The following is a 23,195-nucleotide window of genomic DNA, read 5'->3' on the forward strand; positions in this document are numbered from 1 at the left end:
ATTGACATCTACGAACTTTCTCCCATGCAAGCGGGAATGTTATTTCATACCTTGTATGCTCCCAATTCGGGGGTATATTTTGAGCAGCGTAGTTGTCTGATTCGCGGTAATTTGAATAAAGCCGCTTTTCGTCAAGCTTGGCAGCGTGTAGTTGAGCGTCATCCCGTGCTGCGGACTGCTTTTCACTATTCAGAGTTAGAAAAACCGCTTCAAGTGGTGTATGACTGTGTAGAATTACCTTGGCAAGAATTCGATTGGTGTGGTGTAGAAACTACTGAACAACAAGCTAAATTAACTGAGTTTTTAGAATGTGACTGTAATTCTGGTTTCAATATACAGCAACCTCCCCTCATGCGTTGTGCTGTAATTCGCTTAGAAGCCAATAAACACCAATTTATCTGGAGTCACCATCATTTACTCATGGATGGTTGGTGTAATGGAATTTTATTAACAGAAGTTTTCACAATATATAAAGCATTTTGTCTAGGGCAAGATGTAATACTACCACCACCTATTCCCTACCGCAATTATATTCTGTGGTTACAGCAACAAAACCCAGAGCAAGCGGAAAGCTATTGGCGCAAGCATCTTCAAGATTTTACAGCCCCAACATTTTTGGGTATGCGATCAGATAATGTAGAGACGTTGTATGCAACGTCTCTACAAGGTATTGGTTACGAAGCGATGCAAAACTTTGTCCGTCAGCATCGTCTCACCCTCAATACTTTAGTACAAGGGGCTTGGGCTTTATTGTTAAGCCGTTATAGCGGTGAAAACGATGTATTATTTGGTACTACTGTTTCTGGTCGTCCTCCAGAATTACCGCAAGTAGAAAGGATAGTTGGTCTATTTATCAATACTTTGCCTGTGCGCGTTGATGTGGATGGGGAGATTCAAATAATACCTTGGCTGCAACAATTACAAGCTCAACAGGTAGAAAGAGAACAATATAGTTATAGTTCTTTGGTAGATATTCAAGGCTGGAGTTCAGTTCCCCGTGGTACGCCTTTATTTGAAAGTTTGCTGATATTTGAAAATTATCCAGTGTCGATAGAATCAGTCATCAAAAGTTTTGATCAGACTCTACAAATTGAGGATACTCAAGGATTTGAAAAAACAAATTATCCTCTTGCCTTAACAGTAATTCCTGGGCAGGAGTTGTTATTTAAAGTTAGTTATGACCTTTTTTATTTTGATACAGAAACGATTACACGGCTTTTAGGACATTTGGAAACTTTGCTGTTGTCAATGGTGAATGAGCCTGAGCAAAGGCTTTCACAAATATCAATTTTAACGCCCGAAGAACGGGAATTAATATTAAAAGATTGGAATCAAACTACACAAGCATATCCAAATCAGTGCATTCATCAGCTATTTGAGGCGCAGGTGGAAAGAACAGCTGATGCAATTGCGTTGGTTTTTGGTGAGGAATGTTTGACTTATAGAGAACTTAATAGCAAAGCTAATCAACTGGCTCATTATTTGCAGCAGTTGGGGGTAAAACCGGAAACTACTGTGGGAATTTGTTTGGAACGTTCCCCGGAAATGTTAATTGGGATTTTGGGGGTTCTCAAAGCGGGTGGGGTTTATTTACCTTTAGATCCAACTTACCCTGATGAGCGGGTGAGGTGGATTTTGGGGGATGCTCAGGTGAGGGTTCTTTTAGTTCACGCAGAGACGCAGAGACGCAGAGGGGAGTTTGAGAGGGTTGTTTGTTGGGAGGGAGATGGGCAAGCGATCGCTCTACAATCTATTGAGAATCCTATCAGTGATGTTACAGCAGAAAGTTTGGCTTATGTTATTTATACTTCTGGGTCTACGGGTAAACCGAAGGGGGTAATGATTGAACAGCGATCGCTCACTAATCTAATCACGGCTTTGCAGCAGCAGTTAGGAATCTGTTCTACAGACTATTGGTTAGCTATTACGACTATCGCCTTTGATATTGCCGCTTTAGAGTTGTTTTTGCCTTTAATTGTCGGTGCGCGAGTTATTTTAACACCGCAAACAGCTTTGGTTGACCCCTCGCAGATAGCAGCTATCATCGAACAGCAGCAAATCACGGTGATGCAAGCTACCCCGGCTACTTGGCGTTTACTTATCGCTCATGGTTGGGAAGGTAAAGCAGATTTAAAAATTCTCTGCGGTGGGGAAGCTTTGGATAAGTCCCTGGCGCAGCAGTTGTTATCATCTGCTCAAGAAGTCTGGAATCTTTACGGGCCGACGGAAACAACTATTTGGTCAGCAGCACAAAAACTCATTCCAGATGAACCCGTTACCATCGGTCATCCCATCGCCAACACCCAATTTTACATCCTTGATCAGCATTTACAACCCGTTCCCATCGGCGTACCAGGAGAACTATACATAGGTGGTGCGGGAGTCGCCAGAGGTTACTTAAATCGCCCCGAATTAACAGCAGAAAAATTTCTCCTCAAAACTCCTCCCCTTTGCCTCTTTGCGCCTACCCTGCGGGAACGCCAAGGGCGAATGCGTGAGAAAAAAATCATTCCTCTATACAAAACAGGCGATCGCGCCCGCTACCTCCCTGATGGCACAATTGAATACTTAGGAAGGTTAGACAACCAAGTAAAAATTCGGGGATTTCGTATCGAATTAGGTGAGATAGAAGCCTTACTCAGCCAATATCCGCAGGTACAAGCGGCTGTTGTAGTGGTGACAGAAGATACCACTGAGGATAAACGGTTAGTTGCTTATATTGTCTCACAAAATCCAGAAATAACAGATTTGCGGCAATATTTGGCAAAGCATCTGCCAGATTACATGATTCCTTCTCAATTTATCACCTTAGATGCACTACCGCTAACTCCTAACGGTAAAGTTGACCGTCGTGCATTACCAAAACCACAATTCCAAACATCATCACAGACAATTGCACCACGTACACCCACAGAGGAATTACTGCTGAATATTTGGCAGAATATATTAAATTTAAATTCAGTGGGAATTACCGATAATTTCTTTACTTTAGGTGGTCATTCCTTATTAGTAATTCGTCTGGTTTCCCAAATTCAGCAGGTGTTTGGGGTAGATATTTCGTTACGAAAAATATTTGAAAAACCGACAATTGCTGAATTAGCAACTTTAATTAATTCCTCTCGATTAAATACATCCCTATCTAACGCCATTCCTGTGAGGGAAAGTACAGATAAAATATTGCTTTCCTTCGCTCAACAACGTTTGTGGATGCTGGCGCAAATTGAACCTGAAAACCCATCCTATAACGTAGCTGCTGCTTTACGACTTACTGGTGATGTAAATGTCGATATCCTGACACAAAGTTTGCAAGAAATTATCCAGCGTCATGAAGTTTTGCGTGCCAGTTTTCTAAATGTAGACGGTCAATGGATAGCAGTTATCATACCGGAAATAAATATAAACATCCCAGTTGTATATTTAAATTTTCTTCCCCCATCTCAACAGCAAAAACTTGTCCAACAACTTGCACAAGAGGAAAGTCAACAACCTTTTAATTTAGAAATAATTCCACTTTTAAGAGCCAAATTATTATACTTAAATACTCACGAATACATTCTATTATTGACCATGCACCACATTATCACCGATGGTTGGTCAATTAATGTATTCGCGCAGGAAATGGCGAGTATATATCAAGCCTTTTCTCAAGGACAACCTTCTCCCCTCACACCATTAAAAATTCAGTATGCTGATTTTGCAGCTTGGCAGAGGTCGCAAAATGATAAATTTAACTATCAACTTGAATATTGGCGACAACAATTAGAGTCAACACCAGAACTATTAGAATTACCTACAGATTATCCGCGTCCAGCTATTCAAACATTTCGAGGTCAGCGTTATAGTTTTACAATATCTGGAGAATTAACAGAGAAAATTAAACATCTTGGACAGGAAACGCAAACTACATTATTTATGGTAATGTTTTCGGCGTTGAGTATCCTGTTGCATCGCTATAGTCAACAAGAAAAAATCGTCATTGGTAGTCCTGTAGCTAATCGCCATTATCCTGGTACAGAGGGATTAATTGGCTTTTTTGTGAATACCTTTGCGCTGTTGATTTCCCTAGAAGATAATCCCACCGTGGCGGAATTATTACCACGGGTGCGGGAAATGGTGTTATCTGCATATAGCCATCAAGATGTACCATTTGAGCAGGTGGTGGAAGAGTTGGAATTAGTGCGCTCTCTGAGTTACTCACCCTTATTTCAAGTTATGCTGGTAGTAGAAAATGCACCTACCCAGCCAATAGAAATTCCCGGTTTGCGTTGGAGTCCTCTAGAAATTGATGGCGGTACAGCAAAATTTGACATTACCTTGATGATTGCGGAAACAGACGCAGGTTTACAAGGTAAATGGGAATATAACTGTGATTTATTTACAGAAACAACGATTCAGCATTTTACAGAACATTTCCAGAATATTTTGCTAGGGATGACTTCTGAACCTAGTCAAAACATCTCTGATTTACCTTTGATGAGTGGGGGAGAACTTCAGCAAATCATTAGTTTTGGGACTTCCCCAACAAATCCCATCACTCATTGCATACAAGAATTATTTGAGCAGCAAGTCGCAAAATTTGGTGATGAAATTGCAGTTATTTGTAATCATCAAAAACTTACTTACTCAGAACTCAACACCAAAGCCAATCAACTTGCATATCATCTCAAATTATTAGGAATTCAGCCAGAAATAGCCGTAGGAATTTGCGTTCACCGTTCCCTAGATTTTATCATTTGTATTTTAGCAATCCTCAAAGCAGGTTGTTTCTATGTTCCCTTAGATCCAACTTATCCCCAAGAACGTCTAGCATTTTTAATTGAAGATGCTCAAATACAGGTACTACTCACCCAACAGCAGCACATCCCCCAATTACCCGATTTACCTATCTTCTGTTTTGATACAGACACAGCAAACCTAACACAGCACCCCACAACCAACCCAGTCAACCAAACCACACCGGAAAATCTCGCCTACGTCATGTACACCTCCGGTTCTACAGGAGTTCCCAAGGGTGTATGTATACCCCATCGTGGTGTAGTGCGACTTGTAAAAGACTGCAATTATATAAACTTAAGTGCTGATGAAACCTTACTCCAAGCCGCACCAATAGCTTTTGATGCTTCTACATTTGAAATTTGGGGCGCATTGCTAAATGGTAGTCACTTAGTAATTTTATCTAGTCAACAACCTACATTAGCAGACATCGGACAAGCTATTACACAACATCAAATTACTACACTTTGGTTAACAGCCGGCTTATTTCACCTGATGGTAGATGAACATCTTGAGAGTTTGAAACCAGTTAAACAATTAATCGCTGGTGGTGATATTTTATCTGCGGTTCATATTAACAAATTGCTGCAAGCCTATCCAGAATGTCGTGTAATTAACGGTTACGGCCCTACTGAAAATACTACCTTTACCTGTTGTCATAGTGTTACCGATATCTGTGAGGGTAATACTGTTCCCATCGGTCGCCCTATCAATAATACTCAAGTTTATATTCTCGATAAACACCTCAACCCCTTACCTGTAGGCGTTCCCGGTGAGTTATATATTGCTGGTGACGGACTTGCGCATGGTTACTTAAATCAACCAGATTTAACCACCGAAAGGTTTATTAATCAACAGTTGATCCTGAGCGAAGTCGTTCGCGGAGCGTCTCGAAGAGAAGGATCAACAGTCAGCACTTTATATAAAACAGGCGATCGCGCCCGCTACCTTCCTGATGGTACAATTGAATACTTAGGGAGATTAGACAATCAAGTAAAAATTCGGGGATTTCGCATTGAGTTAGGTGAGATTGAAGCTGTATTAAATCAGCATCCAGCAATAAAAGAATGTGTAGTTATTGCGCGTCAACAACAACTCATAGCTTACTTTATCCCTTCAGATACTACAGCAAATAATCTGAGAGAATTTTTACAACAGCGTCTTCCTGATTATTTAATTCCTCACTTTTTTGTTGCTTTAGAAACTCTACCTCTGACAGTTAACGGTAAGGTAGATAGACAGAAATTAACAGCACCGGAAATTACAAGTTTCCCAGATGGGACTGTAGCGCGTACTGATATAGAAGCGAAGTTAGTAGCAGTTTGGTTATCAGTTTTGAATGTGTCCCAAGTGGGTATTTATGATAATTTCTTTGCGCTTGGTGGCGATTCAATTCTGGCTATTCAGTTAATATCTAAGGCTAATCAAGCAGGATTACAATTAACGCCTAAGCAGCTTTTTCAATATCAAACTATTGCTGAACTTGCAGCAGTTGTTACTCCTGATAAATCTACTCTATCGCCGCAGGGTATGGTTACTGGTGCTGTGCGGTTGACTCCGATTCAATATTGGTTTTTTGAGCAGGAGTTGGTGAATCAGGATCATTTTAATCAGGCGGTATTTTTAGAGTCTTCTAAGAAGTTGCAACAGGAAGTTTTGGTTGAAGTTATTAATAAGTTATTGCTGCATCATGATATGTTGCGGTGTCAATTTGGATTTAGGAATTTATGCACGCAGAGGCGCAGAAGCGCAGAGAGAGAGTTAGGAGAAATTGTTGATTTTGGTGGGGATATTCCTCTGGTTTGTTGTGATTTGTCGGATTTTTCTGGGAGTGAGCAGGATAGAGTTATTCAAGAGGTTTCTGGTGAAGTACAGGCTAGTTTAAATATTGGTTATGCTCCTTTATTGAGGGTAGTTCATTTTGATTTGGGTGAGGTGTCTAGATTATTAATTGTTATTCATCATTTGGTTGTTGATGGGGTTTCTTGGCGGATTTTGTTGGCTGATTTTCAAACTGCTTATCAACAAGCTTTAGTGAAAAAAACAATTAATTTACCTGCTAAAACTACTTCTTTTTTAACTTGGGTGGAAAAGTTATATGATTATGCTCGGTCGGAAAGTTTAAAACAGGAACTAAAATATTGGTTATCAAGTAAATACGCAAAAGTGAAACCATTACCAATTGATTATCCTGATGGTGGTAATCAGGTGGCTGATGTTGAGACTGTGACTATAAGACTTTCTGTGAAAGATACTCAAGCTTTACTTACAGAAGTTCCTGTGGTTTACAATACACAAATTAATGATGTGTTATTAACGGCTTTAACGGCTACTATATCAACCTGGATAAATAATCCTTTGGTGTTGCTTGATTTAGAAGGTTATGGTCGTAATTTTCCAGGGGAAGATATAGATATATCTCGGACTGTGGGATGGTTTACAGCAATTTATCCCTGTTTGTTATCAAAAGAAACTGATGATTGGGGGGAAATGCTTAAAGGTATTAAAGAACAATTGCGAATAGTACCCAATCAAGGATTTGGTTATGGAATACTCCGCTACCTTGACGAAGGTGAAACAAGTCAAAGATTGCGGAATTTACCTCAAGCAGAAATTAGCTTTAATTATTTAGGACAATTAGATTTAGGTTTAGAACAGGGAAAATTCAAATGGCTACCCTTATCTGGAATTACAACCCAAAATAAACAACAAACTCGACGCTATGCTATAGAAATTATTGGATTTGTTCGCGAAGGTAAATTACAGTTTGATTGGATATATAGTCAGCAGCAGTATCAACAAGAGACTATTTCCCAATTAGCGAATAATTTCCAGCAAGGATTACAAGCAATTATCAATTACTGTCGTTTACCCAATGCGGGAGGTTACACACCTTCTGATTTTGAGTTAGCTAATTTAAATCAAGAAACTTTAGATTTGGTGATGGGGATGATTAGTTTTGCACCGGAGGGTTTGCAATGAATACAACTCTAAATCAAAAAATGATTGAGGATATTTATCCCCTCTCACCTTTGCAGCAGGGTATGTTATTTCATAGTCTGTACGCGCCTAACTCTGGTGCTTATGTGGTACAGGTAAGTTATGAGTTACATGGTAATTTAAATATTGCGGCTTTTGATGCTGCTTGGCAAGATTTAATCAATCGTCATCCTGTTTTACGCACAGCTTTTGTTTGGGATAATTTAGAAAAGCCTCTACAAGTAGTTGGTAAGCAAGTAAAATGTCACATTAATCATCTTGATTGGTGTGATTTTTCAGTTCAGCAACAACAGGAAGCTTTAAAAGTTCTGCTGCAAAAACAGCGAGAACAGGGGTTTAATTTATCCCAAGCACCTCTGATGCAAATGACACTCATTCAGTTAAAATCTGAAGTTTATCAGTTTGTTTGGAGTTATCACCATTTATTATTAGATGGTTGGTCTGTTCAGGTACTTTTAAAAGAATTTATTGTTATTTATCAAGCATATAGTCAACAACAAACACCTGTTTTACTCAACCCGCGTCGCTATCGAGATTATATTGGGTGGTTACAGCAACAAAATTTTGCTGAATCTGAAACATTTTGGAAACAGCAATTACAGGGTTTTGTGTCGCCAACGCGGTTAAATGTCGGTCAAAATATAGATATTCGTCCCGATAATTTACATAGTCATTATCACGAGGAAAAAATTCAGCTTTCAGTCGAATTAACTAGCAACCTACAAACCCTAGCTAAACAACAACAATTAACCATCAATACCCTTATTCAAGGTGCTTGGACGTTGTTGTTAAGTCGCTATAGTGGGGAAAAAGATGTTTTATTTGCTACCGTTAGTGCAGGTCGTCCCAGTGCGCTGAATGGTGCTGATGCAATGGTGGGATTGTTTATTAATACCTTACCATTCCGCGTGTTAGTTTCTCCTGAAGAGACACTATATCAATGGCTGCAAAAGCTACAAAATCAGCAAGTAGAAATACGGCAATATGAATATAGTTCCTTAGTACATATTCATCGTTGGACTGAAGTTTCACCATCTATACCACTATTTGAAACCTTGGTGGTATTTGAAAATTATCCCATTGAACCTGCTCTGAAACAGTCTTTAGAATCTTTGGAAATTCGCAATATTCAAGGGATGGAACAGACAAATTATCCTTTGACACTTTATGCAGTGGTGGATTCTCAGCTTTCTTTAAAGATTTTATATGATAGCGATCGCTTTCACCATACCACCATCACCCAAATCTTAGAACAGCTTGAAACCCTGTTGTTAGGAATGACGCAGGGAGATTGTACTTTAGCCGCACTACCATTTCTCAGTCCCACCCAACAACAGCAAATACTCATTGACTGGAACGCCACCACACAAGAAATTTCCCAGCAATGTGTTCATGAAATCATCAGCCAACAAGCAGAACAAACACCGGACGCGACAGCAGTTGTGTTTGGGGATAAAACCCTAACTTACGCCAAATTAAACGCAAAATCCAATCAAATCGCCCATTTTCTACTACAACTAGGAGTCAAACCAGAAGCCAGAATTGGAGTTTGTTTAGAACGTTCATCGCCATTATTAATCATAGCCCTACTCGCTATTCTCAAAGCTGGTGCAGCCTACGTACCACTAGACCCCACCTTCCCCCCAGAACGTCTGCGTTTCATGATGGCAGATGCAGAGTTAACATTATTACTCACACATACATCTTTAAGTAGTATTATTACTGATAAATTAGCAACGATTTACCTCGATGAATTGGAGGAAGATATTAGCCAGCAGCCAATTTCTGACCCACAAATTAAAGTAACACCAGAACAACTAACTTATTTAATTTATACATCTGGATCAACAGGGCAACCAAAAGGGGTGATGATTGAAGCGCGATCGCTTGTCAACATTTTAACTGACCTAAAACAAAGGTTATCAATTACCCCTAACGACAAACTATTAGCAGTCACCACCATCGCCTTTGACATCGCCGTCTTAGAATTATTCCTCCCCTTAATTGCAGGCGCACAAGTCGTATTACCCCCCCAAACCCTTGACCCCAAACAACTTGCAACCTGCATAGAACAACATCAAATCACCGTCATGCAAGCCACCCCCGCAACTTGGCGGTTACTTCTAGCCAGTGGTTGGGAAGGTAAGCAAGACTTAAAAATTCTCTGTGGTGGCGAAGCGTTAGATAATACCCTAGCGCAACAGTTATTATCTTGTAATCAAGAAGTCTGGAATCTATACGGCCCAACAGAAACAACAATTTGGTCAGCAGCCCAGAAACTCAGTATAGATGAACCCGTCACCATCGGTCATCCCATCGCCAACACCCAATTTTACGTCCTCGATGAACATTTACAACCCGTTCCCATCGGCGTACCAGGAGAACTATATATTGGTGGCGCGGGAGTCGCCAGAGGATATTGGAAACGTCCAGAATTAACCGCAGAAAGATTTATCAATCAACAGTCAACAGTCAACACTTTATATAAAACAGGCGATCGCGTCCGCTACTTAGAAGATAGTAAACTCGAATACCTAGGGAGACTAGATTATCAAATCAAAATTCGCGGATTTCGCATCGAACTAGGAGAAATAGAAGCGGTACTAGCACAACATCCCGCAGTAGAACAAGCAGTAGTCACCCTGCGAGAAGATGAACCAACAGAACCCCGCATAGTAGCCTATATAGTCTCCCACCCTGAAATTATCTCCACAGAACTACGCACATTTTTAGGTGAAAAATTACCTATATATATGATGCCATCGGCATTTATAGAATTAGAAAAATTCCCTCTCACACCCAACGGTAAAATAGACCGCAAAGCATTACCAAAACCCAACAATTTATTTTCAATAACCACTAATAATTTCACATCACCACAAACGCAAATAGAGCAAACCCTAGCCGATATTTGGCAACAATTATTAGGCAGAGAAAACATCAACATACATGATAACTTCTTCGAGTTAGGAGGACATTCATTATTAATAGTCAGAATGCAAGGACAACTAAACCTAAAACTCAATCAAAACATTTCCCTAGTAGACCTATTCCGTTATCCCACAATCAACTCCCTAGCAAAATACCTAACTCAAAACACCCCCACACCAGATAAACAAATAGAAAACAGAATATCCCAACAACAAACCGGAAAACAAAGACTCCTCCAACAAAGACAAACCAGACTTACGCAAATTCAAAATTCAAAATACCCTACGGGAAGCTAAAGCTACAAAATTCAAAATTAAGAAATACATACTGAACTTTAGAGACTTAAAATTAAAATCTCACCCTCCCATACCCTCAAAAAAAACTCTCCGCGCCCCTCCGCGTTTACCTCCGCGCCCCTCTGCGTTAAAAAAATATTCAAAAAAACTATATGAACAACCCCACAGAATTAGAAATAGCAATAATCGGCATAACCGGGAAATTCCCTGGTGCTAATAACCTAGAAGAATATTGGCAAAACCTCCGCAACGGAATCGAATCCGTCACCAACTTAACCGATGAACAAATCCAAAAAAACGGCGTAGACCCCGCACAATTAAAACATCCAAATTACGTCAAAAGACAAGCCATAATAGACAACATAGAATACTTTGACGCAGAATTTTTTGGCTTCAATCCCAGAGAAGCAGAAATTCTCGACCCCCAGCACAGACTATTTTTAGAATGTGCTTGGACAGCCTTAGAAGATGCAGGATATAACCCAGAAAACTACACCGGAGCAATAGGAGTTTATGCCGGTGCAGCCATGAATAACTATTTATTAAACTTAGTCACTAATCCACAAATTCAAAATCAAGTTAGCCGCTATCAATTATTTTTATCCAACGATAAAGACTTTCTCACCACCAGAGTTTCTTATAAATTAAATTTACGAGGACCAAGTTTAGATATTCAAACAGCTTGTTCCACATCTTTAGTAGCAGTTCATGTAGCTTGTCAGAGTTTATTAAGTGGAGAATGCGACATAGCCCTAGCCGGCGGTGTATCCTTAGCAAAAGCCACAGGTTACTTATACCAAGAAGGCGGAATTTATTCACCTGATGGCCATTGTCGCGCCTTTGATGCTAACGCTCAAGGAACAATTGCAGGTAGTGGTTTAGGTATCGTTGTCCTCAAAAGATTGCAAGAAGCTATTGAAGATAGAGATTATATTCATGCTGTAATTAAAGGTTCAGCCATTAACAACGATGGCGGTTTAAAAGTTAGCTACACAGCACCGAGAATTGATACCCAAGCAGCAGTAATTCGCGCCGCACAAGCATTAGCTGAAGTAGAACCAACAGAGATTAGTTATATTGAAACCCACGGAACAGGGACAGCATTAGGCGACCCCATTGAAATAGCCGCCTTAACTCAAGCCTTCCACGCCGGAACAGATAAAACTGGATTTTGTGCCATATCATCCGTAAAAACCAACATCGGACACTTAGATGCAGCTGCGGGAATTGCGAGTTTAATTAAAACAGTTTTAGCACTCAAACATCAACAAATTCCCCCCAATTTACATTTTCAACAACCAAATCCTCAAATAGATTTTTCCCAAACACCCTTTTATGTCAACACCAATTTAGTTGACTGGAAAACCGATAAAAACCCCCGCCGTGCTGGTGTCAGTTCCTTTGGTATTGGGGGGACAAATGCTCATGTAATTTTAGAAGAAGCACCTGTTTTTGAGCAGGGGAGCAGGGGAGCAGGGGAGCAGGGGAGAGATTATCAAGTGTTGGTACTTTCAGCTAAAAGTGAAAAAGCACTTGAGCAAGCAACAATTAATCTGGCTACACATTTACAACAGCATCCACAATTAAACCTTGCAGATATTGCTTATACCCTCCATATAGGACGACAACATTTCGCATATCGTCGGATGGTGTTGTGTCAAACTACACAAGAAGCAGCACAAATTTTAGAGAGAGAAACTAAATACACTCATACAAACTCCGAAAAAAGCCCAAGTATCGCCTTCATGTTTCCCGGACAAGGTAGTCAGTACCTCAACATGGGTAAAGAATTATATGATACAGAAGCTATATTTCGAGAGCAAATAGATCATTGCTGTGAATTATTACAGCATGATTTGGGGTTAGATTTGCGTTCACGAAGTGACTCCCCAGGAGTATCGCAAATTTATCAACAAGAGTCTGAACAAATCAACCAAACATCCATAGCACAACCAGCATTATTTATAATCGAATATGCCTTAGCAAAATTATGGATATCTTGGGGTATTCAACCACAAGCCATGATTGGTCATAGTATCGGCGAATACGTAGCAGCAACTTTAGCCGGTGTCTTTTCCCTCCCCGATGCTTTAAAATTAGTTGCCTTGCGTGGTCGTTTAATGCAGCAATGTCCAACTGGCGCAATGCTTTCTGTAGGAATGTCAACAGCTAAACTACAACCTCTGTTGACAGATAATCTAGTGATAGCTGCCTACAATGCACCAGAATTATGTGTAGTATCTGGTACTGAAGCGGAAATCGCCCAATTAGAAACAAACTTAAATCAACAGGGAATTTCCACCCGTAGATTGCAGACATCCCACGCTTTCCATTCACCCTTAATGGAGTCCATGATTACTCCATTTATCGCCGCTTTCCAGCAAATCGAACTGCAAACACCCAAAATTCCCTTTATTTCTAACGTTACAGGGACTTGGATCACCCCAGAACAAGCAACTGATCCGCACTACTGGGCAAATCATGCGCGTCAACCTGTACAATTTGCCACAGGAATCAAAGAACTGTTGACAGAACCTCAGCAGATTTTACTAGAAGTAGGAGCAGGACGGACACTTTCTACCTTAGCCAAACAACAAACCAACACCCACACAATTTTATCTTCCTTACACCATCCCCAAGATACACAATCAGATGTAGCATTTTTACTGCAAACCTTGGGGCAATTGTGGTTAGTAGGTATATCAATTGATTGGGAAAATTTCTACATACACGAACAACTTCAACGTCTACCACTACCCACCTATCCTTTTCAACGCCAGCGTTACTGGATTGATTTGAAAGCAGTGGATACCCAATTCCCAATCCCCAATCCCCAGTTTCCAGTCCCCAGTCCCCAATTTTATCTGTCTACTTGGGAACGTAGTTTACCTCATTCCCAAGTAGACATAGCTGAAAAAAGCTTGTGTTGGCTGTTATTTACGGATAACTACGGCGTTAGTCAAGAAATAATTAATACACTGCAAGGGGCTGGACATCATGTAATTATTGTGAGGCAAGGTGAAGAATACGACCAACCCGCATATCGTACTTTTACAGTTAATCCCCAAAACGCACAGAATTTTGTCGAGTTGTGGTCAGATTTAGAACTGCGAGAGCTAATTCCTCATCATATTTTATATTTATGGGATTTAACTGATTCACAACAGCAACCCCTCAGTTTGTTATATCTAGCACAAGCCATTTATTCCCAGTCAATTGAGCAAGAAATAACATTAACATTGGTAACAAATGATGGGCAATTGGTGTTAGGAAATGAAAATTTTCACTCAATGAAAGCGACAATTTGGGGTATAGGTAAGGTAATTTCTCAAGAAATCTCACAATTAACTTGTCGTTGTGTTGATATTTCATTATCCACCGCAGTTAAAACAAATGAACAAATTGCCCAACAATTAATTACAGAGTGTTTAAATAGTAGTCATCAGATCCCAAAGAAGTCGGGGATCTGGACACAGCAAGTTGCTTATCGGGGTAATTATCGCTGGCATCAAACTTTTAAAACATTATTAATAGATGATGCACAATCCAAAATATCTGTACGAAAAGGAGGAATTTATGTAATTTTGGGAGACTTGAAAACGGGTTTAGGAACAGTATTTGCTGAATTTTTGATAAAAATGTCAGCGCGGTTAGTGGTACTTAGCGATATCATTCCCGCAACTCTCAAACAAAGTTTAGATAATGCTGGTATTGATTACTTATCACTCAATATAGATATTACCCAGCAACCAGAATTAGAAAATGCTATAGCTCAAGCCGAGACAAAATTAGGACAAATAAATGGGGTATTTTACTCCACACCGATGAGTAATGAGCATTCAATGGCATTTTTACCCCAATTAACTCTACAACACTGGGAATATAACTACCGTACCAAAATCCAGGGTTTATCTGTTTTAGCTGAAGTTTTGCGCGATCGCACCCTAGATTTTTGCGTATTGCAATCTTCCCTGTCTACGGTTTTAGGTGGGTTAGGTTTAGCTGTGTACGCTGCGGCGAATGCAGTAATTGATATGCTTGCTGTCCAACAAAATCAAAATAGCAAATTTCCCTGGATTAGCATTAACTGGGATGCTTGTCGAAGTGACTTAGAAACAGAAATTAATCATAGTTTCGCCGCTAATTTAGCAACATTAGCACTCACTCCGGCAGAAGTATGGCAAGCAACCCAACACATTATCAAATTGGGTTTGCCAGAATCAGTTGTAGTTACAAAAGCCGACTTACACAAACGCTTAGAACAGTTGGTAACAAACACCCCAACCAAAACCAACACAGAAACCTATCGCACCCACACCCGTCCCCAACTCACAAATGAATATGTTGAACCCCGTAACGAAATTGAAACAGCGATCGCCCAAATTTGGCAAGACTTATTAGGAATTTCCCCCATTGGGATTAACGATAGCTTCTTCGACTTAGGCGGACACTCCTTACTAGCCATTCAAGCCATTTCTCGATTACGCGATCGCTTTGGTGTCGAACTCTCAATGCGAAACCTCCTCTACGAAGCACCCACCATCGCCGCAATCGCCACAATCATCACCACCCAAAACCAAAACCTAGAACAAATCACAGCCCTACTCACAGAAATCCAAACCCTCACCCCAGAACAAATCCTTCAACAACTCAACACCCCCTCTTAAACAATTCAAAAATCAAAAATCAAAAATAATTTTTGCGTTCTTCTTCCTTTGCGCCTTTGCGCCTTTGCGCGAACCTAAAAAAATGTCTAACTACTCACAAATCCTCTCAACCCTAACCCCAGAACAAAAAGCCTTATTTGAACGCCGCCTCAAAGAAAAAGGATTAACCCTCCCTCAATCCTCCACCATTCCCCCACGAACCCAAACAGAAAACATACCCCTATCTTTTGCTCAACAACGCCTCTGGTTCATCCAACAACTAGAACCAGATAGCTACGTTTATAACGTTCCCTGCATCCTAAAAATGCACGGAAATTTACAACTATCCGCATTAGAATCAGCTATCAACGAACTCAGAAAAAGACACGAAACCTTAAGAACATATTTCACAACCAATTCCGAAAATCATCCAATTCAAATTATCGAACCTTGGCAACCCATCTCATTACCAATTATAGACACAACCGAAGAAATCGAAAAAATAGCATTAACAGCCGCACAAACACCATTTAATTTAACTCAGCCTTTATTCAAAACTAGCCTCTTCCGGTTAGATGAAAACGAACATATATTATTAATCACAACCCATCATATTATTTCTGATCGTTGGTCAGTAGGTGTCTTCCTTAAAGAACTTTCTATATTATATTCTGCTGACGTGGGTGGAGAATCTGCACCATTACCAGAATTACCCATTCAATATGCTGATTGGGCATTGTGGCAAAGACAACAATTACAAGGCTCATTTCTAGAAGAACAAATTAATTATTGGCAACAAGAATTAGGCGGTGAGTTGCCTATTTTACAATTACCTACTCTGCGTAAAGATGTATCTACATACTCTGGTTCACAGTATGCGTTTGCGCTTTCTCCCTCTTTATCCCAAGCGGTGAAAACTTTGGCAGCCAAGCAGGGTGTCACCTTATTTATGCTACTGCTGGCGAGTTTTCAAGTATTACTATATCGCTACACAGGAGAAGAAGATTTATTAATTGGTACAGATATTGTTAACCGCGATCGCCAGGAAACAGAAAATCTCATCGGTTTATTGGTCAACACTGTAGTATTGCGTACAAATTTAGGCGAAAATCCCACAGTAGCGGAATTATTAAAACGAGTACGTGAGGTGACGCTTGGTGCTTTCGCTCATCAACATTTACCTTTTGAAAAATTGGTGGAAATGCTGAATCCCGAACGGCATCTTAATCAAATGATGCCTTTATTTCAGGTGAAATTTGATTTACAACTGGCAACAGTCCAATCACCTCAACTAGCAGGATTGACTTTAGAAAGGTTACAGATTCAGGAAGATACGGCAAAATATGAATTACGTCTGAATTTACAAGATACTCCCCAGGGAATTAAAGGACAATTTGAATATAGTTCGGAATTATTCGATGCTGCTACTATTGCTCAAATGGCAGAGCATTGGCAGATTATTTTAGAAAGTATAGTTACAAATATTGATACGAAAATTTCAGATTTATCTTTATTAACTACGAAGGAAGAAGAATTATTAATTAACTGGAATACGACTTCACGGGAATATCCTAGCCATGAGTGTATTCATGAATTATTTGCAGCGCAGGTTGAAAGAACTCCTGATGAAATTGCTTTGATTTTTGGTGAGGAAGTTTTTACTTATCGAGAGCTTAATATTAAAGTTAATCAACTGGCTCATTATTTACAAAGTTTGGGAGTTAAGCCAGAAACGCCTGTGGGAATTTGTCTGGAACGTTCCCCGGAAATGGTAATTGGGATGTTAGCTATTCTCAAGGCTGGGGGTTTTTATGTTCCTCTAGATCCGGCCTATCCTGAAGCTCGATTACAGTATATTTTGGATGATGCTGAAGTTAAGGTTTTTTTGGCTCACGCAGAGACGCGGAGACGCAGAGAGGAGTTTGGGAGGGTTGTTTGTTTAGATGGTGATTGGGAGAGTATTGGGGAATATCCTGTTACTAATCCTGTTACGGATGTTACACCGGGGAATTTGGCTTATTTGATTTATACTTCTGGTTCTACTGGTAAGCCTAAAGGGGTGATGATTGAGCATCGCAGTCCAGTTTGTTTATTGTACTGGGCGCGTGAGGTTTTTCGTGATGATGCGATTTCTGGGGTGTTGGCGGCTACTTCTATCTGTTTTGATTTATCGGTGTTTGAGATTTTTGTCCCTCTCTGTTGGGGGGGTAAGGTAATTTTGGCAGAAAATGCTCTGGAATTGCCGAATTTACCAGCTAAAAATCAGGTGACGTTAATTAATACTGTACCAAGTGCAGTAACTCAACTTCTCAACTTTAATGTTATTCCTAATTCTGTTAACACAGTTAATTTAGCGGGTGAACCTCTGACATGGAAATTAGTACAGCAACTTCAACAACTCCCCCATGTTCAGCACATCTTCAACCTTTATGGCCCTTCGGAAGATACTACTTATTCTACTTACATAGAACTGAAAGATATTACCCCAAATAGTCCTACTCCTCCTATTGGTCGTGCGATCGCCAATACTCAAGTTTACATTTTAGACAAACATTTACAACCATTACCCATTGGTGTACCTGGAGAAATATACATTGCAGGTGCTGGAGTCGCACGAGGATATTGGCAACGTCCAGAATTGACAGCAGAAAGATTTAAAACCCCTCCTCTCTGCGCCACCCTTCGGGAACGCTTTCAGCGAACTGCGTCTGTGCGAGAATCTACCCTCTACAAAACAGGCGATCGCGTTCGTTATCTTTCTGATGGCAATCTTGAATACTTGGGTAGATTAGATAATCAAGTAAAAATCCGGGGTTATCGCATTGAATTAGGCGAGATTGACGCTTTACTCAGTCAGTATCCAGAAATTCAAGAATCTGTAGTAATTGCTAGTGAAGCAGCATCAGGTGATAAAAGATTAGTTGCTTATATTGCTGCTAAAAGTATCAATATTCCAGATTTACGGCAATATTTAGCATCTAAATTGCCAGGATACATGATTCCTGCCCATTTCATGACTTTGGATACACTGCCACGTAATCTCAATGGTAAGATTGACCGTAAGGCGTTACCCGCAGTTGAAAATTTATCTTCGGAATTAGGAATTGGTTATGTCGCACCTCGCACAGTTACAGAGCAAGCTTTAGAGGTGATTTGGCGAGAAATACTTTTAGTTGAGCAAATCGGGATTTATGATAACTTTTTTACATTAGGTGGACATTCATTACTGGGGATGCAGTTAGTAACGAGAATCAACGAATCCTTACAGGTAGAATTACCCCTAAAGTATTTATTTCAGTTTCCCAGCATTGCCAGTTTAGCCGCACAGATTGACCTCTATCCTAGAAGGAGAGAGGCTTTGACATTCCCCCCTTCCCTGTCTTCGACACGCTGCGCGAATGTAGGGAAGGGGGCTAGGGGGTTAGGTTTCGGACTACCCAAAATCCAAACCCAACCGCAGGAACGCTATCAACCTTTTCTCTTGACAGATATTCAGCAAGCTTACCTCATCGGACGTAACGCCGCTTTTGAGTTGGGTAACATTGCTACTCACGGTTATCAAGAAATTGAGACGGTAGGGTTAACTGTTGCACAGGTAGAAATGGCAATGCAGCGATTGATTGAGCGTCATGATATGCTGCGGGTGATTGTCCAAGCTGATGGACAGCAAAGAGTTTTAGCAGAAGTACCGGATTTCAAAATTGCGGTGACAGATTTGCGTGGGGTAGATTCTGCACTCCAGGATATCCGCCAACACCTTTCCCATCAAATTCGCCCCACTGACACCTACCCCTTATTTGAAATTCAAGCAATTTTATTAGATGACAACAAAATCCGCTTCTGCATCAGCTTTGATGTTTTAATTGGTGATGCTTGGAGTTTTCGCTTATTAGGTAGAGAATTAGTCCAAATTCTGGAAAATCCAGATGTCGAGTTACCACCCATTAACTTAACTTTCCGAGATTACGTCCTCACAGAAAAAACATTACAAGACTCAGCAATTTATCACCGTTCTCAAGCCTACTGGCAAAATCGCCTTACCACCCTACCCCCTGCACCAGAATTACCTTTAACAAAACCACTCAGCAAAATTACAGAACCGCATTTCACCCGTCGCAGTGGGACTTTATCCCCAACCCAATGGCAAAAACTCAAACAGCAAGCCAGCGAAGCGGGAATTACGCCATCAGGCATACTTTTGGCTGCTTTTGCCAAAATTCTCTCCCGGTGGAGCAAAAAACCCGATTTCACCCTAAATCTGACCTTATTTAACCGTCTACCCCTACATCCCGAAGTTAATCAAATTGTCGGAGACTTCACCGCCTCTCTACTTCTAGAAATTGCCAGTGCAGGTTGTAATAACTTCCTCGAACTAGCTCACCGCATCCAAACCCAACTGTGGGATGATTTAGACCATCGTTATTACAGTGGTGTAGAGGTACTGCGTCAACTAGCGCGTCAGCAACAACGGGTGACAGAAGCCCTGATGCCTGTAGTTTTTACCAGCACCCTCACCCAAGATCATCAACAAGCAGAAGATAAACGTAGTTGGCAGGGTAACTTAATATACAGCCTCAGCCAAACTTCCCAAGTGTATTTTGACCATCAAGTAGGAGAAGTTGCCGGCGCATTAGTATTTAATTGGGACACAATTGATGAACTTTTCCCCGCCGGAATGTTAGATGAGATGTTCCACACCTACTGTAATTTCCTTAACCAGTTAGTAGAACCCGATACCAATAACATCCCCCTGCCCCCTGCCCCCTGCCCCCTGCCTCTTTCTCCCTGCCTCCAAACCCTATTTTTCGAGCAAGTAGCAAAACAACCTAACCAGCCGGCAATCGTAACTACAGAAAACACTTTAACCTATCAACAGGTTTGCGATCGCGTCTGTCATCTTGCCGAACATTTACAACAATTAAGTGTAATTCCCAACCAATTAGTAGCAATTGTCATGGATAAAGGTTGGGAACAAATAGTAGCAGCCTTAGCAATTCTAACTGCTGGTGCTGCCTACGTACCCATTGACCCCCAATTACCAGCCCAGCGTCGTCTGCACCTGTTGCAAGAAACCCAAGCACAAATTATACTCACCCAATCCTGGTTAGATACAACTTTAGAATGGGCTGATCATCTAACTCGGATATGTGTTGACCTCTCTCCAAACCTCTCTCCTACAAGTCCAGAGGCTTTAACCTCTCCCCCTTCCCTACAAGGGAAGGGGGCTGGGGGGTTAGGTCTTTCCACAGATTTAGCCTATGTAATTTACACCTCTGGCTCAACGGGAACACCTAAAGGTGTGATGATTGATCATCAAGGCGCAGTCAACACAATCTTAGACATTAATCAACGCTTTGGTGTAACAGCCAATGACCGAGTTTTAGCGGTGTCATCCCTGAGTTTTGATTTATCAGTGTATGACATCTTTGGCACTTTAGCGGCTGGGGGAACAATCGTCATCCCTGATAGCGGTAACGATCCCACCCACTGGATGCAGTTAATTAACCAACATCAGGTAACAATATGGAACTCAGTTCCCGCCTTGATGCAGCTTTTACTTGACACCTCACCCACCCAAAACCAGACACTCCGCCTAATTTTACTCAGTGGTGACTGGATTCCTCTCACATTACCCCCACGCATTCGCAGCCAGTTTAATCATCCGCAAATTATTAGCTTAGGTGGTGCAACAGAAGCTTCTATCTGGTCAATTTTCTATCCCATAGGCGAAATCGACCCCAATTGGAAAAGTATTCCCTACGGTTATTCATTGACTAATCAGCAGGTTTACGTCCTCAACCACTCCCTAGAACCTTGTCCCACCTGGGCTATAGGTGAAATCTACATCGGTGGTTTAGGAGTCGCTAAAGGATATTGGCAAAATCCAGAATTAACAACTGAAATATTTATTAGGGACTGGGGACTGGGAGAGAATTTCCCCCCTACACCCCTACACCCCCATACCCCTACACCCCTATATAAAACTGGCGACTTAGGACGCTACTTACCTGATGGAACAATAGAATTTTTAGGAAGAGAAGATTTTCAAGTTAAAGTTAATGGCTATCGGATTGAGTTAGGGGAAATTGAAGCAGCTTTACAACAACATCCAGCTATTACCCAAGCTGTTGTGACAATTGCGGGAACGGCACCATCTCAACAGCAGTTAGTCGCTTATCTGGTATTACAACCAGAGGTAATTTCCAGCCAAAACACCTTTAATTCTTCCTCACAACTGGATTTCAAACTGCAACAAAAGGGCGTAAGAAAGTTTGATGCTGGCGTGCGTTCAGTGGCTTTACCTGGGTTAGAATCTCCTCAAGTTAACCTGAGACGACAAAGTTATCGTCAGTTTTTAGAGGAAACTTTCCCCATAAATACTTTAAGTGAATTTTTGGAGTGTTTGCAAATCCAACATTTAGAAAATTCCCCATTACCAAAATATCGCTATGCTTCGGCTGGTAGTTTATATCCAGTCCAAACATATATCTATATAAAACCTCATAGAGTTGAAAATTTAGCGACTGGTTTTTACTACTATCATCCCCAAAAACATCAACTTATCCATTTAAGCGATGAAGCAAACATTGATAGTAGTATCTATGGCATCAACCAAGAAATTTTTACACAAGCAGCATTTGCCATATTTTTAATTGGTGACTTACAAGCAATTTCACCAGTTTATGGTGATAAATCTAGGGACTTCTGTTTATTAGAAGCGGGTTATATTGGTCAATTATTAATGGAAACCGCACCCAATCAAAATTTAGGTTTATGTCCCATAGGTGATTTAGAATTTGATGCTATCCGCGAAAATTTCATTTTACATGAGCAGCAAATATTCTTACATGGGTTTGTAGGCGGTACTATAGATCCCCTTTGGACAACCCGTTGGTTATCACCCGAAACTGCTCAAACCAAGATAACAAAAGCCGAATTAATCACCCAAAAATTAAGGCAATTCCTCCAACAAAGATTGCCAGAATATATGATTCCCAGCCTCTATATTCCCCTAGAAACGCTGCCATTAACACAAAATGGTAAAATTGACCGTCGCGCTTTACCTCAGCCAGAATATCAATTTAACCAATCTGAACAGCCTATTATACCTCCCTCTACAGAATTAGAAATAGCACTAGCTCAACTATGGCAATCTATTCTCAATGTAGAAGTTTCAAGTATTTACAATAACTTCTTTGAGTTAGGGGGTAATTCATTATCAGCCACTCAGATAATTACTCAAATGCGGCAAAATCTCCAACTTGATTTACCCATCCGTGAATTTTTCCTCAACCCTACCTTAACAGTACAAGTTGAATTACTTAAACAACAGTGGGAAGCAAAACAAGAAATTAAAATTGAACCTATTGAACGTATTAATCCACAAGAATTACTTGCGAATTTAGATGAACTTTCCGATGAAGAAGTAGAAAGATTGCTCGACCAAATGCAGTTAGAGGAGGATGATTTATCTCACGCAGAGACGCAGAGGCGTGGAGAATAAGAGGAGGGGAGATAATTTCTTAATCAAACTATATCTCCTTTCTCC

4 protein-coding genes are annotated in these 23,195 nt (G+C 40.6%); all 4 read left to right on the forward strand.

Going from position 1 to position 23,195, the window contains the following annotated elements; genetic code table 11:
* The first annotated feature begins 24 nt into the window (after positions 1–24).
* The gene (locus ACM0OR_RS04825; protein ID WP_414575248.1) at positions 25–7,755 is read left to right on the forward strand and encodes an amino acid adenylation domain-containing protein; all 7,731 of its coding nucleotides are present in this window, start codon (positions 25–27) and stop codon (positions 7,753–7,755) included.
* Entirely contained in the window at positions 7,752–11,000 is a 3,249-nt protein-coding gene (locus ACM0OR_RS04830) for a non-ribosomal peptide synthetase (RefSeq protein ID WP_414575216.1), read from the forward strand. Before ACM0OR_RS04825 ends, ACM0OR_RS04830 begins: the two co-directional genes overlap by 4 nt.
* A 152-nt stretch (positions 11,001–11,152) precedes the next feature.
* Complete coding sequence (locus ACM0OR_RS04835) at positions 11,153–15,667, forward strand: SDR family NAD(P)-dependent oxidoreductase (protein ID WP_414575217.1); 4,515 nt, start codon at positions 11,153–11,155, stop codon at positions 15,665–15,667.
* A gap of 82 nt (positions 15,668–15,749) precedes the next feature.
* Positions 15,750–23,150, forward strand: a complete 7,401-nt coding sequence (locus ACM0OR_RS04840; RefSeq protein WP_414575218.1) for an amino acid adenylation domain-containing protein — start codon at positions 15,750–15,752, stop codon at positions 23,148–23,150.
* The last annotated feature ends 45 nt before the right edge of the window (positions 23,151–23,195 follow it).

This window comes from Anabaena sp. CCY 9402-a (genome assembly GCF_963920945.1).
GTDB lineage: Bacteria > Cyanobacteriota > Cyanobacteriia > Cyanobacteriales > Nostocaceae > Trichormus > Trichormus minutissimus.

Excerpts from the sequence above, each read along its gene's own strand:
- ACM0OR_RS04825 (WP_414575248.1), top strand. The coding sequence starts at position 25 with ATGCAAGCGGGAATGTTATTTCATACCTTGTATGCTCCCAATTCGGGG.
- ACM0OR_RS04830 (WP_414575216.1), top strand. The coding sequence starts at position 7,752 with ATGAATACAACTCTAAATCAAAAAATGATTGAGGATATTTATCCCCTC.
- ACM0OR_RS04835 (WP_414575217.1), top strand. The coding sequence starts at position 11,153 with ATGAACAACCCCACAGAATTAGAAATAGCAATAATCGGCATAACCGGG.
- ACM0OR_RS04840 (WP_414575218.1), top strand. The coding sequence starts at position 15,750 with ATGTCTAACTACTCACAAATCCTCTCAACCCTAACCCCAGAACAAAAA.